Source organism: Paraburkholderia sp. FT54 (genome assembly GCF_031585635.1).
GTDB lineage: Bacteria > Pseudomonadota > Gammaproteobacteria > Burkholderiales > Burkholderiaceae > Paraburkholderia.
Genome location: NZ_CP134195.1, coordinates 2,496,955 through 2,510,771, shown reverse-complemented (window position 1 = coordinate 2,510,771; position 13,817 = coordinate 2,496,955). Strand labels below are relative to the sequence as shown.

General features: G+C 61.2%; 10 protein-coding genes, 2 tRNA genes and 1 pseudogene. 6 read left to right on the top strand and 7 right to left on the bottom strand.

The window, feature by feature from the left end:
• Positions 1 to 86 precede the first annotated feature (86 nt).
• The 3 genes from RI103_RS11720 to RI103_RS11710 form a co-directional block, all read right to left on the bottom strand.
• Positions 87 to 1,061, bottom strand: a complete 975-nt coding sequence (locus RI103_RS11720; RefSeq protein WP_310812184.1) for a helix-turn-helix transcriptional regulator — start codon at positions 1,059 to 1,061, stop codon at positions 87 to 89.
• A protein-coding gene (locus RI103_RS11715) for an IS5 family transposase (RefSeq protein WP_310812183.1) occupies positions 1,058 to 1,875 on the bottom strand; the annotation gives its coding sequence in 2 pieces (ribosomal slippage) (positions 1,058 to 1,527 and positions 1,527 to 1,875; 819 coding nt in all). The genes RI103_RS11720 and RI103_RS11715 overlap by 4 nt, the downstream gene beginning before the upstream one ends.
• Before the next feature lie 61 nt (positions 1,876 to 1,936).
• Entirely contained in the window at positions 1,937 to 2,122 is a 186-nt protein-coding gene (locus RI103_RS11710) for a hypothetical protein (RefSeq protein WP_310812182.1), read from the bottom strand.
• Between the two features lie 117 nt (positions 2,123 to 2,239).
• Between RI103_RS11710 and RI103_RS11705 the strand changes: the two genes are divergently transcribed.
• On the top strand, positions 2,240 to 3,427 hold the full coding sequence (locus RI103_RS11705) for a LuxR C-terminal-related transcriptional regulator (protein ID WP_310812181.1): 1,188 nt from the start codon (positions 2,240 to 2,242) through the stop codon (positions 3,425 to 3,427).
• Here the strand turns inward: RI103_RS11705 and RI103_RS11700 are convergent.
• Together RI103_RS11700 and RI103_RS11695 are read right to left on the bottom strand one after the other, a co-directional pair.
• A complete protein-coding gene (locus tag RI103_RS11700) occupies positions 3,424 to 4,917 on the bottom strand; it encodes an APC family permease (RefSeq protein WP_310812180.1) in 1,494 nt (497 codons plus the stop codon). The two genes, RI103_RS11705 and RI103_RS11700, sit on opposite strands and share 4 nt — an antisense overlap.
• A 205-nt stretch (positions 4,918 to 5,122) precedes the next feature.
• Positions 5,123 to 5,209: transfer RNA gene (locus tag RI103_RS11695), tRNA-Leu, on the bottom strand.
• Between the two features lie 672 nt (positions 5,210 to 5,881).
• Here RI103_RS11695 and RI103_RS11690 point away from each other — a divergent pair.
• Together RI103_RS11690 and RI103_RS11685 are read left to right on the top strand one after the other, a co-directional pair.
• Entirely contained in the window at positions 5,882 to 8,032 is a 2,151-nt protein-coding gene (locus RI103_RS11690; RefSeq protein WP_310812179.1) for a phosphocholine-specific phospholipase C, read from the top strand.
• Positions 8,033 to 8,301: 269 nt separating this feature from the next.
• Positions 8,302 to 9,207, top strand: a complete 906-nt coding sequence (locus tag RI103_RS11685; protein WP_310812178.1) for a MurR/RpiR family transcriptional regulator — start codon at positions 8,302 to 8,304, stop codon at positions 9,205 to 9,207.
• Here the strand turns inward: RI103_RS11685 and RI103_RS11680 are convergent.
• Entirely contained in the window at positions 9,194 to 9,391 is a 198-nt protein-coding gene (locus tag RI103_RS11680; protein WP_310815285.1) for a hypothetical protein, read from the bottom strand. The genes RI103_RS11685 and RI103_RS11680 overlap by 14 nt on opposite strands.
• 8 nt (positions 9,392 to 9,399) lie before the next feature.
• On the opposite strand from RI103_RS11680, the pseudogene RI103_RS11675 reads away from it, so the two are divergent.
• Positions 9,400 to 9,542, top strand: a pseudogene (locus RI103_RS11675) (IS110 family transposase); the annotation flags it as partial.
• 353 nt (positions 9,543 to 9,895) lie between these two features.
• Here the strand turns inward: RI103_RS11675 and RI103_RS11670 are convergent.
• Positions 9,896 to 9,982: transfer RNA gene (locus tag RI103_RS11670), tRNA-Leu, on the bottom strand.
• 337 nt (positions 9,983 to 10,319) lie between these two features.
• Between RI103_RS11670 and rnr the strand changes: the two genes are divergently transcribed.
• Positions 10,320 to 12,821, top strand: coding sequence for a ribonuclease R (gene rnr / locus RI103_RS11665; protein WP_310812177.1), 2,502 nt, complete (start codon positions 10,320 to 10,322; stop codon positions 12,819 to 12,821).
• Positions 12,822 to 13,013: 192 nt separating this feature from the next.
• Positions 13,014 to 13,757 carry a 23S rRNA (guanosine(2251)-2'-O)-methyltransferase RlmB gene (gene rlmB / locus RI103_RS11660; RefSeq protein ID WP_042323987.1) on the top strand — a complete coding sequence of 248 codons (744 nt, stop codon included), beginning with the start codon at positions 13,014 to 13,016 and terminating at the stop codon, positions 13,755 to 13,757.
• Positions 13,758 to 13,817 lie beyond the last annotated feature (60 nt).

The following is a 13,817-nucleotide window of genomic DNA, read 5'->3' as shown; positions in this document are numbered from 1 at the left end:
AACGTGAGCGCGTAAGACCTTCGGGAATTGAAGGCCGTGCGCGCTGGTGCAGGGTGAAGCATCAGTAGTCGGCAAGTCGCAAAGCGTCAGCTATTCGCGGCCCACATAGGGCGCCTGTCCGTATCGCCGCCGACGCCATGAAAAGCGGCCTTTAGCTGCCCGAGGCTGTGGACATCGAGTTTCCCGTATATCTTGCGCACGTGATCGATTACCGTGCTTTCGCGGATGCCCAGCAGTTGTGCAATGTCGCCGTGCGAGCGTTCGAGCAACAGATAAGTGCAGAGCTGCCGCTGCCGCTCGCTCAAGCCAAGCTGAAAGCCTCGCGTCTCGATTTCAAATGCGAGCGGGGCGAAATGCTCGGCGTAGATAGCGATAAATGTGTGGTCGGTCATCGTATCCGCGTGGTCGAAGCGATACGCCTTGAACGTGAATCGACCGGCGGCATTGAAGCGTTCATGCAGAGGCGGAGCGGCCGCACAGCCGCGCCAGATTCTATTGAAATTGATGACCAGCGGCGTCAGCCAGTCGGGAAGGCGCGTGTGCCGCACGTAGCTGGCCGACTCGCCGCTGGCCAACGCAAGCATGCGCATGCCGGTGCCGTTCTGCATGACGATCTTCCCAGTGTCGTCGACCACGATGACGGACGACCGACCGTTTTCCGCGTGATTGAGAGATTGCGCTTTGGGGCAAGCGAGCGCATGCGCGATATGCCTCGATAAAGGGCGAATGTCCGCGAGGTCGCGCTCCGAAAACGGCCGGTTGTCGGGCATGCGCTTGAGAGTCACACTGCCCCAGCCACGTTTGCCGTCGAACGCGGTCATTTCGAGGCTGTGCCGAATGTACATAGGCCGGTAGAGCTCGTTATACATCGTGCTCTTGAGCAACGCGGCATCATTGCGTGCCGTGTTCTCATAGCCGCGTCCTCGCCGCATCGCTGTGGTGAAGTCGACACCCATCGCATCCGCCTGTTTCTCCGTGTTATGCACTTCTTTCATATAGAGCGGCATGATTTCGTATATGGCTTCGTTCTGACTGAACATTTCGCTAAGAGACGGTTTCATAAAGACTGTTGAGCTCGCTGAAGGGTGTTCCAACAGATCAAGCAACAGCCGAGTTTGAGGAACGCTTCATGAATGTCAGCGCGACGTTCGAAGCGAATACGTAGACGACGGAAATGATGCAGCCAGGCATGTGTACGCTCGACAACCCAACGGACTTTGCCAAGGCCACTGCCGTGCGGGTGGCCACGCCGCGCGATGCTAGTGGGAATACTGCGCTCATGGAGAGCGCGTCGGTATTTGTCGTGGTCGTAACCTCGGTCAGCGTAGACACGGCCAGGACGGCTCAGCGGCCGCCCGCGCCTGCCGGCGATCGGTACGATGGCCTCAATCAACGGCACGAGTTGGGTGACATCGTTACGATTGGCGCCAGTCAGGATTGCCGCGATGGGCGTTCCGTTGGCATCGGTGGCGAGGTGGTGCCTGGATCCGGGTCGCGCTCGATCGGTGGGGTTCGGACCAGTTTTTCGCCCGCCCCAACCGCGCGAATCGACGACGAATCCACGACCACGCGCGAGAAGTCGATCTTGTCCATCGCTCGCAACCTCGCCAGAAGCACTGCGTGCAATCGATCCCATATGCCGGCTTGTTGCCAATCGCGTAGCCTTCGCCAGCAACTGACGCCGGAGCCGCATCCCATTTCTGCTGGCAAATCTCGCCACCGGATACCGGTCTTTAGCACGAACAGGATACCGGTCAGCGCAGCCCGATCCGGAACTGGCTTGCGGCCCGGATACTTGAAGCGGCGTGGCTTCGCTGGTGGTAGCAGTGGCTCGATCAGTGTCCACAGTTCGTCGTCGATGATTGGTTTGCCCATCTCCTCGATCCTGTTATCACAACGATCGAGGTTAACAGGTTGCGTTACGGGTTAACAGCCCCTACGAAGCCTTTTTGAAACCGTTTCTAAGCGCGTAATGTTCATCGGCATAAAAGAACATGCCCCAATCCGCACCCACGAGTGTCCGAATTGTTTCGACGACATGCGGAATGACAATGTGCGGCTCGGCACCGAGCGAGCATAGCCGCCGAACATGACCTGCCAGGGCAGTATGTTTGGATGACATGTCTGTCTCCGGGAATTGCAGAAACCTGGTCTTCCTATCGTTCTTACTATACTGACAGAGTGAAGGTGCAACTGTTACTCCCATTTGGGAGGGTGGCTGTACAGCGCAGAGGTGAAGGTGGGACGCGTCGACGATATTCATGCTGCGGTTCGTCACGTCTATCAGGCGGCGCTCGCCCCTGACGAGTGGCAGGCGGCGCTCCGTTCGGTCGCGAGCGTCATCGGCGCGCATAAGTCGATGTTGAACGAATTGACGGACGGTGCCACCGGCATGGTTGTGTCCACAGGTATCGAGCCCGATTGCGTTGCGCGACTGCAGCGCGAGTTCGAGTCACGCATTCCAGACTGGATCAGCGCAATTCCGGTCGGCACGTCATTGCTGCAATCGTCGGCGATCTCGGATGCGGATTTCAGACGTTCATATATCTATAACGAGGCGGTCCGGCCGGCCGGCGGCTTCTATGGAGTCGTCGCACCGCTCGTCCGCACGCCTGTGCGGCAGGTTTATTTCTCGGCGGGCCGTGAGCTTGGCGCAGCGGATTTCAGCAGTGAAGATGTCAATGCGATGAATCTCATCGTGCCACACCTGGTGAACTCGCTGGAAGTTCGCAGCCGCCTCGCCGTCACCAACGTGCAGGTCCAGTCCGCACTCGATGTACTGGCCTGTGTGAACGTGGGCGTGATTCTTTTCGACATCGCGCTGCGTCCCGTATTCGTGAACGGGTGTGCCGAGGCGCTTGCGTCGGGCGGCGACGGATTGCTATTGCGAAAAGGCACTGTCATGGCGACGCATCATGCGCAAACGCAGGCATTGCAAAAGGCGATGGCGAGGGCTGTCGGCCTGCATGACGCGCAACGCATGGCCTGCGAGAGTGCCATACGACACGCTGCTCCCGTCCGCTGTTATCTGTCGCGCGAGCCGCCGCGTCTGCCGCTGGTTGTCAGCGTCATGCCATTCTGTGCGCAGGAGAAATCGGCCGGGTGGGGTGATTCCCGCGAAGCAAGGACCGCGCGTGGCGTTCTGTTCGTGATGGAACCCGACCGTCCGTTGAGCCTCGACCTGGGTGTGCTCGTCGAGACATTTCAGCTAACGCGTCGTGAGGCGCAACTTGCCGCGTTGCTCGCGCGCGGCTGCGATCTTGCGGAAGCGGCATCGAAGCTCGCGATCAGTATGGGCACAGCGCGGGGATATCTGAAACAGATACTCACCAAGACGTCCACTCACAGGCAGGCGGAGCTTGTCGCGCTGGTCCTGCGAAGTAGCGTGCAAGTTGTCGAATGTGCCGAGTGTGTCGCTAGCCGCTAGAGGCGGGGCGGCAGATTGGGTTGCGCCAGACTGACAAGGGGGCGGTTGTCACGCGAACGCTGGCACATCATGCCCAAGGCCAGCAGGACAACCGGATAGAGGATCTTGTAACTGAATCCTGCGAGCAGGAAGCCGCAGGACAATAGTGCGAGTGGTGTCAGAAGCCATCGCTGCAGTCCGCGCTCGATCTTCCAGCAGGCGTAGATGCATACCAGATAGAGCACCAGGAAGTTCTGATTGGCGACGAGCACCAGATCCGGGACACTGATGTGAAACAGCGTCGCCGCCGCCAGTACGGCCGCAAAACATGCCGCCACCAGCCATAGCGCGTTACGCGGCGTGCCTTGCCGGTCAAGACGCGCGAACACTTCAGGCAGCAGACGGTTTCTACCGGCGGCATAGAAAAGACGGCTGGCGGCGAAGACCCATGCATTGGCTGTCGCCTGGATAATCACGAGCGTCACGAGAGAGAAGAGCGACTGCCAGCGCAACGGAACGAGACGGGCAATGCCTTCCGTTACGTTCACGGAGGAGTCTCCACGCGACGCTCCATTGATCGTCGCGGCCAGCAGGAAATACAGCGCCACCACCACGAGAAAACTGAACAGGTAGACACGCTTGATCGTGCGCTGCGGCTCCTTGAACTCTTCGAGACCGAACGAGACATTTTCCCAGCCCACGAATGCCCAGAAGAGCAGGGCGCTCACTTTCCATACTTGCGATAGCTTGATACCCGTCCAGTCCGGACGAGTCCACAGCAACATGCCGGTGTGAAGATCGGACTGGCGCATCGTGCATAGCGCGAGCACAGCAGCGACGATCAATGCCAGTGAAACGGTATTGACGAGCGCCGTCGTGCGAATGCCGGATAAATTGAATGCGACGGCGACGAGCAGGATCGATGCGGCTACGGGAACAAGCGCACTTTGATCGAGCCCGAACGCAACGAGCGCATAGCTTGCACCGATCATCGACTGGGCCGGTACGGTAAGCGGGAAGGTTCCGCACAGAACGGCCGTGACGGCGAATTCGGCACGTCGCCCGAGCGCGGCTTCGGCGTAACGCGAAATGCCTGCAGCAGAGGCATAGCGGGTGCCGAGAATCGCGAATATCCAAATGAGAGGAAGGCAGGCGATTGCGCAGGCCAACCATCCGAACGCCGCGGTTTGAGGCGAACTGAGTTGTAGCGCGAGGCCTGGCAGCCCGAAGACGCCGGACCCGACGACCATTCCAACCGCCAACGCCGTGCCGCCAAACACCGAAATCTGCCGACGCAATCCCGTCACCGTGCCTCTCCTCAAGCGACCTGATTTCTGGCCGGCCGTACGCGGCCCGCGACGTATGCGTCGGGGCCGTTTCGGCCGAACTTGGCGTGGAATTGTTTCAGTTGTTTGCGCCGATAGACGCGTTGGCGCCGTGCAGGTCATCGCTGATGGCGATGCGGTTGCGATTGCAGGTGTCACGCCGACAGAAAGCGGCGTGACCAGCACGGATGTACCTCATGCTAGAGATCTGGCGAAAGCGAAACACCCCCTGCGCAGGGGGTAGTTGGACCTTCGCTATAGAGTCGGTGAAGGAAGCCTGAGCGTGTTTCTTTTCGGACCATGACCGCATGTCCGCAGAAACAAAAAACCCCGTAAGACGTTGATCTTACGGGGTTCCTCGAACTTCTGCGGCTTACGCCGGAACAACTGTTGGTGCCCAGGAGAGGACTCGAACCTCCACGGTGTTGCCACCGCTAGGACCTGAACCTAGTGCGTCTACCAATTCCGCCACCTGGGCACGTCTTCAAGCTAGACCGCTATTTTAGCGAGCTGATGCGGCGTGTCAATCCCCCCAGGCAAACTAACTTCGCTTCAATCAACCGACGCTAGCCGTTTGCAGCACGCGTAATAGCCGCGCGCGAAAACGCCTGCACGATGGGTCAACTACTGTGTTGCCACCACAGACTGCGGACCTAGGTGGAGTGCTTGTGGAGACCAGGCCGCGTGGCCAGCGAGTCGCAGCGGAGCCGGAATCGACAGGCATAGAATGAAATTTGTTCAGGGCGGTTGTTATATGAAAATGAAAGTTATTCATTGCGCTGACACATTCAGTTTTTATTCTCTGTGTGCCGGTACCTGCTACTGCTCAAGCTTTAGCGCCGTGTTCGGACCAGACCAGATCATCGCGCAAATCGGTCAACTGTCTTCGTAATCAGTTGTACCAATTGTCTATCAGACCATGAGATCCCGCCCATGACCCAATTCCTGTTGTATGGCCGTGCCGTAGCGGCCTGCATCGTTCTGAGCCTGTCGCTGACCGCCTGCGGCGGGTCTTCGACAAACACGCCAGGCGCCGCCAACGCCGCTTCCGGCGCTCAGCCGTCGTCCGCTCCGCCCAGCGTCAAGCTGAGTTGCGCACCCTGATGCCGCGAAGTCCCGCCCCGCGCTCAATCCCTACATCGTCAAGACCATGAAAAAACTCGATCGACGCAGTTTCCTCACCGGTGCCGCCAAGTCGGCAGGCGCCGCCCTCGCGCTGGGCATGCTGCCGCCCAGTATCGCCCGCGCACTTTCCGTTCAAGCTGCGGTAGACACCGGCACCATCAAGGACATCAAGCACATTGTCATCCTGATGCTGGAAAACCGTGGCTTCGATCATTACTTCGGCACCCTGAAGGGTGTACGCGGCTACGGCGACCGCTTGCCGATTCCACTCGAGAGCGGCAAGGACGTGTGGTACCAGCAGGACGCAAGCGGCAACGAGATTCCGCCGTATCACATGGATATGACCAAGGTTAAGGCACTGCAATCGCCCAGCACGCCGCACAGCTTCTCCGACATGCAGGCCGCCTGGAATCAGGGCAAGTCAGGCCATTGGCCCGTTTACAAGACGCCGTACACGATGGGCTATCTTGCCCGCAACGACATTCCATTCCATTTCGCGCTGGCCGAAGCGTTCACGATTTGTGACAACCACTTCTGCTCAACCACGAGCGGCACGGACCCGAACCGCGTGGTTTTCTTCTCGGGCTCGGGCTTCGACCCGAAGCTGGCGAAGATGGGCATCAACAGCGACGACCGGACCTCGGAACCCAACAACGATCGTTGCTGGATCACCGGCACCATGCCGACGCCGGGCTATACGTATGCGGACAACGCACTCACCTGGCTCTCCCTGCCGTCAGTCCTCGAGAACGCCGGCGTGAGCTGGAAAATCTACCAGGACACCAACGACAACTGGACCGGTGCCATGCACGGCGGCCTGGCTTTCCAAGACTTCCGCACCGCCAAGCCCGGCGATCCGCTGTACGTGAAGGGCATGACGGACTACTCGATTGCGGATTTGAAAAACGATGTGATGGGCAATACGTTGCCCGAAGTGTCGTGGATCTTGTGCACGGCAGCCAACTCGGAACACTCCGGCAACAGCAATCCGGCGATCGGTGCGAACTTCACGGCCGAAGTGCTCGACGCGGTCACCGCCAATCCAGAGGTCTGGGCACAGACAGCATTCTTCCTGACCTACGACGAGAACGACGGCCTGTTCGACCATGTGCCGCCGCCGGCGCCACCGTCGTACAACCTGGACGGCACACTGGCAGGCAAGGCCACGTTACCGCTGGACGGCGAGTACTTCTCCGATCCGGCGAGAAAGTACCTGAATGCCAAGGACACCATCAGCGGCAACGTACGGCCGTGGGGTCTCAGTGCGCGCGTGCCGATGTACGTCATCTCGCCATGGAGCAAGGGCGGTTGGGTCAACTCGCAGGTTTTCGACCACACGTCGATGAGCCTTTTTCTCGAGAAGCGCTTCGATATCACTGTCGACGCGGTCAGTCCGTGGCACCGCGCGGTCTGCGGCGACCTGACCTCGTGTTTCGACTTTGTTTCGCCGAACGATCCGGTCGTTCCCACGCTGCCGGATACGAGCAACTACCAGGCCGTGCTTGCCGCCCAGGCCTCCCTGCCCATCGCAGCGCCGCCGGCCACGCCACAGCCGCTGTTCCAGGAGCCGGGCACGCGATTTTCGCGCGCGCTGCCCTATGAACTGCATACCAGCGCACGCATCGAAGGCCCCGGTCTCGTCAAGCTGATGTTCAGCAATACAGGTAAGCAAGGAGCAGTCTTCCATGTGTACGACAAGAGTCACATGGACCGCATCCCGCGCAGATACACGGTCGAAGCCGGCAAGGCGCTCGAGGACTACTGGGACGACACGCTGAAGACCGACCTCGGCAAATACGAGCTCTGGGTCTACGGCCCGAACGGCTTCCTGCGTACCTTCGCGGGCAACGCAGTGGCCGCCAGTACCGCGACCTTCATGCCGGAAGTGCAGGTCTGCTACGATACGGACGCCGGCCAGGTCTACGTGAAGTTGCATAACACCGGGACCGCGCCCGGCACGGTGACGGTGCAGTCCAACGCCTACCGCACCGATGGCCCCTGGCAGATGAATGTTCCTGCCGGCGATGTCGGCATGCTGCACTGGGATCTCTCGGGCAGCGGCAACTGGTACGACTTCACCGTAACGGGCGACAACTTCATGCGCCGCTTCTCCGGTCGTATCGAGACGGGCAAGCCGACTGTCAGCGATCCGGCGATGGCGCTTCACTTAAGCTGAAGTGGCTCCGGCCGGCGGAAGCGGCATCCGGCTTCCGCCGGCAGTTGGGATCGTCGACATCGCAAACATCATTCGACCGATCGTTATCAACGCCGAGGGTAATCGATTTTGCCTCGCCTCCTTGATACTCGCCGCTTTCATAACGCCCGGCAGTCACGCTATCCTTGCGGCTGCCTTGTTGGGCGCGGTTGCGATCGCGCACTGGCTGGCCCGAGCAGGGCCTCGCGTGGCGTGCCAGCGGGTCGACGGATTCTTTCACAGGAGCTTTGATGAAACCCGCAAGGAAGGGCGCGGCGAGTGCCGGGGCCGCTGCCCCGGCCCAGCCGAATTCGGTGTCGGCGATCCTGTCGCGCATCGAGCAGCTTTATCCGACCTTCGGCGCCACCAGCCAGCGCATCGCCGACTTCGTCCGCCAGCACGCGCAGGAAGTGGTGCACATGTCGGTCAGCGAGGTCGCCGAGCGTGTGGGTGCGAGCGAAGGCAGCGTAGTGGGCCTGTGCAAGGCGATCGGCGCCACCGGCTTTCAGCAGCTCAAGATCGTGCTGGCGCAGGAAATCGTGCGCCCGGTGCAGTTGATCCACGAAGATCTCGAGCCCAGCGACAACACGGCCGCGGTAATTTCGAAGATCTTCAGCTCGAACGTGCAGACCCTGCATGAAACCCAGTCCACCCTTGACGTGGGCGAGCTCGAGCGGGCGGTCGAGGTGATCCGCAACGCCCGCCGCATTGAAATCTACGGCGTGGGCAGCGCGGCGTCGATCGCCGAAGATGCGCACTACCGCATGCTGCGTATCGGGCTGGACGTACGCGCGGTGATCGATCCGCACATCCAGGTCATCAGCGCGTCGCTTTGCGACCCCACCGTGGCGACGCTCACCATCTCCCACTCGGGCAGCACGCACGAAACAGTGACGGCAACGCGCCTCGCCAAGGAAGCCGGCGCACGCACCATCTGCCTCACGAATTTCGGGCGATCGCCGATTCAGGCCTATGCCGACATCGTGCTGTTCACCATGGCGCGCGAGACGAAGTTTCGCACGGAAGCCATGACGAGCCGTCTCGCACAACTGGCGATCATCGACGTGCTGATTGCGTGCCTCGCGCTATCGGACTACGAGAAGTCGGTGGAAACGATCCGCCATACGTTCGACGTGCTGTCGCTCAAGCGATATTGACGGCCACGGGCAGCGTCGCCACAGGCTCCAGTTCGAACAGATCGGCAAGCGACCCGGCGTCGGCCTGCGCATGCGTTCCGACGAGTACGAGCGGCGTCGAGAGCCGTGCGGCGCCAGTCGCATTGCTGGCGGGGCTGTCGCCGACTATCAGCGTGGCTGTGGACGGCGTGCCAAGTTGCCGCATCGCAGTCTCGCAGCCTCTTAACAGAGTGCCGTGAGGTGATGGGTAAGAGCCGCGCTGCATTGGATAAAGCGATAGCAGCGTGCTGGCGAAGCTGGCCGAACGCCGGCCAGCGGTACTCATCGAAACGTTACGCGAGCAGTGGAATGGGCTGGAATGAAGCCGTCCTACAACACTAGGAGAGCGGGCCCCGGAATCCTATTGGGATCGGTCTCGCAATCCCATTCGACAGCAAAAGCGCTCTTCCCGAATGGGGATCAATGGCCGAGGTGTGCATCGAAAAATTGAGTGATTTCTGCGAATGCCGCTTTGTCCTCGGGCACACTCTCGACGTCGTCGAGCACGGGAGAGGCCATCATCATGGCGGGTCTTGGACACTACAAGGTCATTTCGCAAAAACAGTCGATGCCAGTGGAACGCACGGCAACCGCAGGCAACAAAAAACCCCGTAAGACTTTGATCTTACGGGGTTTCTCGGACTTCTTCGGCTTGCGCCGGAACAACTCGTGGTGCCCAGGAGAGGACTCGAACCTCCACAGTGTTGCCACCGCTAGGACCTGAACCTAGTGCGTCTACCAATTTCGCCACCTGGGCAGGTGATGAACAGCAAAGAACGCCATTATAGCGACAGACTGGAGGCTGTCAAGCGTTTCGCAGAACTCGCTTGAACATCGAGCCGACGAGGCTGCGGGCGCCTCACAGCAAGTGCCCGGCGACTATCGACGGCCCGCTTGGCGCGCAAGACGGGTGTTAGAATGCCTCGCAGTAGTTCGTTGGCACGGTGCACACGCCCGTCGGACTCAGCCTTGAACGAGCCGGACCCGAGCAGTCTTTTCCGTGCATTTGCAGGTGCAATTCAAGCGCAACTGAAGCGTAACTGAAGCGCTAAGCAAACGCTTTCCAAGCCGAGCCACATCGCCGACCGACGTCCATGCAACGAGAAAAAATCATCGACAAGCCCTTGAGCAAATTTCCGTATCCGATTCCAAGCCGCGAAGAAATCCTGGGCGTCCTGCGCACGAGTGAAGCGCCGCTTGCAGCGAACGACATCGCCGAAGCCCTGTCGATCAAGCGCCAGGAGCGAGAAGGATTTTTCAAGCGCCTCGGCGCGATGGAGCGCGACGGCCAGATCCGCCTCGATCAGCGCAATCTCTATCAGCTGACTCATCCGTCGAACTTCGTCGCCGGCCGTGTGCAAGGTCATCGCGACGGCTTCGGCTTTCTGATTCGCGACGACGGCCAGGACGATCTGTTCCTGCCCACCGCCGAAATGCAGAAGGTCATGCACAACGACCGCGTGCTCGCGCGCATCGTCGGTTATGACCGGCGCGGCCGTCCGGAAGGGCATATCGTCGAGGTCACGGATCGCGCCAACAAGCGCGTGATCGGCCGCCTGCTCAACGAGAACGGCGCGCTGATCGTGGCGCCCGAAGACAAGCGCATCGGCCACGACATTCTGATCCAGCAGAACACCAAGAAAGCCAAGGTCGGCCAGGTGGTGGTGGTCGAGCTGACCGATTTCCCGAGCCGTCATTCGCAGCCGCTCGGCCGCGTGGTGGAAGTGCTCGGCGATATCGACGACCCCGGCATGGAAATCGAAATCGCGGTGCGCAAGTACGGCGTGCCGCACGAATTCAGCCAGGCCGCGCTCGACGAAGCCTCGCGCCTGCCCGACGAAGTGCGCCCGGTCGACGCGCGCCATCGCATCGATCTGCGCGATGTGCCGCTCGTCACGATCGACGGCGAAGACGCCCGCGACTTCGACGACGCCGTGTACTGCGAGCCGGTTCAGGTCGGCCGTGGCGAGGGCTTTCGCCTGATCGTCGCGATCGCGGACGTCTCGCACTACGTGCACCCGAAGAGCGGGCTCGACGCCGACGCGATCGAACGCAGCACCTCAGTGTATTTCCCGCGCCGCGTCATTCCCATGCTGCCGGAAAAGCTGTCGAACGGCTTGTGCTCGCTGAACCCGCACGTCGACCGTTGCGTGCTGGTGTGCGACATGATCGTCACCGCGCGCGGCGAAGTGAAGGCGTATCAGTTCTATCCCGGCGTGATGCACTCGGCCGCGCGTCTGACCTACACGGAAGTCGCCGCGGTGCTGAAGAACACCAAGGGTCCGGAGGCCACGCGCCGCGCCGCCTTGCTGCCGCAACTGCAGAATCTGTACGGCGTGTACAAGTCGCTGTTCGCCGCGCGCCAGAAACGCGGTGCGATCGACTTCGATACGACTGAGACCTACATCGTCTGCAATGCGCAGGGCAAGATCGAACAGATCATTCCGCGCACCCGCAATGACGCGCACAAGCTCATCGAGGAATGCATGCTGGCCGCGAACGTCTGCGCGGCCGACTTCCTCAAGCGCAACAAACATCCGGGGCTGTTCCGCGTGCACGCCGGACCGACCGCGGAAAAGCTCGAGAATCTGCGCACGTTCCTGCGCGGCATGGGCCTGACACTCAATGGCGGCGACAAACCGCATGCAAGCGACTACGCCGCGTTGATGGCGCAGATCCGCGACCGGCCCGACGCGCAGATGCTGCAAACCATGCTGCTGCGCTCCATGCAGCAGGCGGTCTACAGCCCGGACAACATCGGCCACTTCGGTCTCGCGTATGAGGCGTATGCGCACTTCACGAGCCCGATTCGCCGTTATCCCGACCTGCTCACACACCGCGCGATCTACGCGATCCTGCAGGGCCGTAAGTATCAGCCGGAGCCGCCGCAAGGCGTCGAGCTGAATACGGCGCTCTCGCCGCGCGCTCGCGCCATGCAGCAGGCCGACGACGATAAGCGCGGCCGTCAGCGCTCGAACAACGTGGCGATCTGGGAAGAGCTTGGTCTGCATTGCTCGGCCAACGAACGCCGCGCCGACGAAGCCTCGCGCGACGTCGAAGCGTGGCTCAAGTGCTACTTCATGCGCGACAAGCTCGGCGAAGAGTACGGCGGCATGGTGAACGGCGTCACGTCGTTCGGCATTTTCGTGCAGCTCGATTCGCTCTTTATCGAAGGCCTCGTGCACGTCACCGAACTCGGCTCGGACTATTTCCAGTACGACGAGATCAAGAACGAGTTGCGCGGCGAGCGCACCGGGATTCGTTATCGTCTGTCGGATCGCGTGCGGGTCCAGGTGAGCCGCGTCGATCTCGATGCCCGCAAGATCGACTTCCGGCTCGTGCGCGACACTCCGATCAAGCCGCCGTTGGTGCGTGGGCCGTCGGCCGACAAGTCGTCCAGTGAAAACGGTGGAGCACGCGTGCGTGCGTTGCCGCCGGTGGAAGGTGGCGCGGCAGCGCCGGGCGCGCGCCGCAAGAAGGCCGCGCCCGCGCAAACCGCGGCGGTCAAGGAAGCACGCGCTGCGCGCGGCGTGGCGAAGAAGCACGGTGCCGCGACCAAATCGGTGTCGAAACCGCAGGCACGCAAGAAACGCTGAAGCGGCCTGCTTGCTTATACCGCGCGCATCGGGCACGTACCAACGTGCCGGTTGCGCGCGGTCTGCGTTTCATCGCCGTCAAGCATTCGAACACAGGCGCAGTGCTGACATATAAGCACGCAAAGCACGCAGGTTCGTATTCATCACAGCAGCGCGCGTCGAACGCGCGCTCAATCAAAGGTTGTATCAGTCATGGCACGTCTCAAGGTTTTATACGGTTTCCACGCAGTGACGGCACGTATCCGGCACGATGCGTCGACAGTCGAAGATGTCTACTACGACGCGACGCGCAAAGACCGTCGCATGACCGAATTCCTGCACACGGCGAAAGAGGCCGGCGTGCGTCTGATCGCCGCCGACGAAACGCGTCTGTGGGGCCTCGCGCACACCGAGCGTCACCAGGGCGTAGTGGCGCGCGCGGGCGACATGCCGCTCGCGCAGAACCTGGCCGAGCTGCTCGACGGCATCAACGGTTCGCCGCTGATTCTCGTGCTGGACGGCGTGACCGATCCACATAATCTCGGCGCCTGTTTGCGTGTGGCCGATGCCGCCGGCGCGCACGCGGTGATCGCGCCGCGCGATCGCGCGGTGGGTTTGAACGCGACCGCCGCGAAGGTGGCGAGCGGCGCCGCCGACACCGTGCCGTACATCACCGTGACGAATCTGGCGCGCGCGCTGCGTGAGTTGAAGGACGCGGGGGTGTGGGTCGTCGGCACGGCCGGCGAGGCCACCAAGAGCCTCTACGACACGGAGCTGGACGGTCCGGTGGCACTGGTGATGGGCGCTGAAGGCGAGGGCATGCGGCGTCTCACGCGCGATACCTGCGATGTGGTGATGCAGATTCCGATGGCGGGCACGGTCGAAAGCCTGAATGTTTCGGTGGCAAGCGGCGTGTGTCTGTTCGAAGCGGTGCGTCAGCGGGCGGTGAAGAAGTAATCCCGACACGACCGGAGTTAGCATCCCACTCCGGTAAACTACCAGTTTTCACTGCTCGCC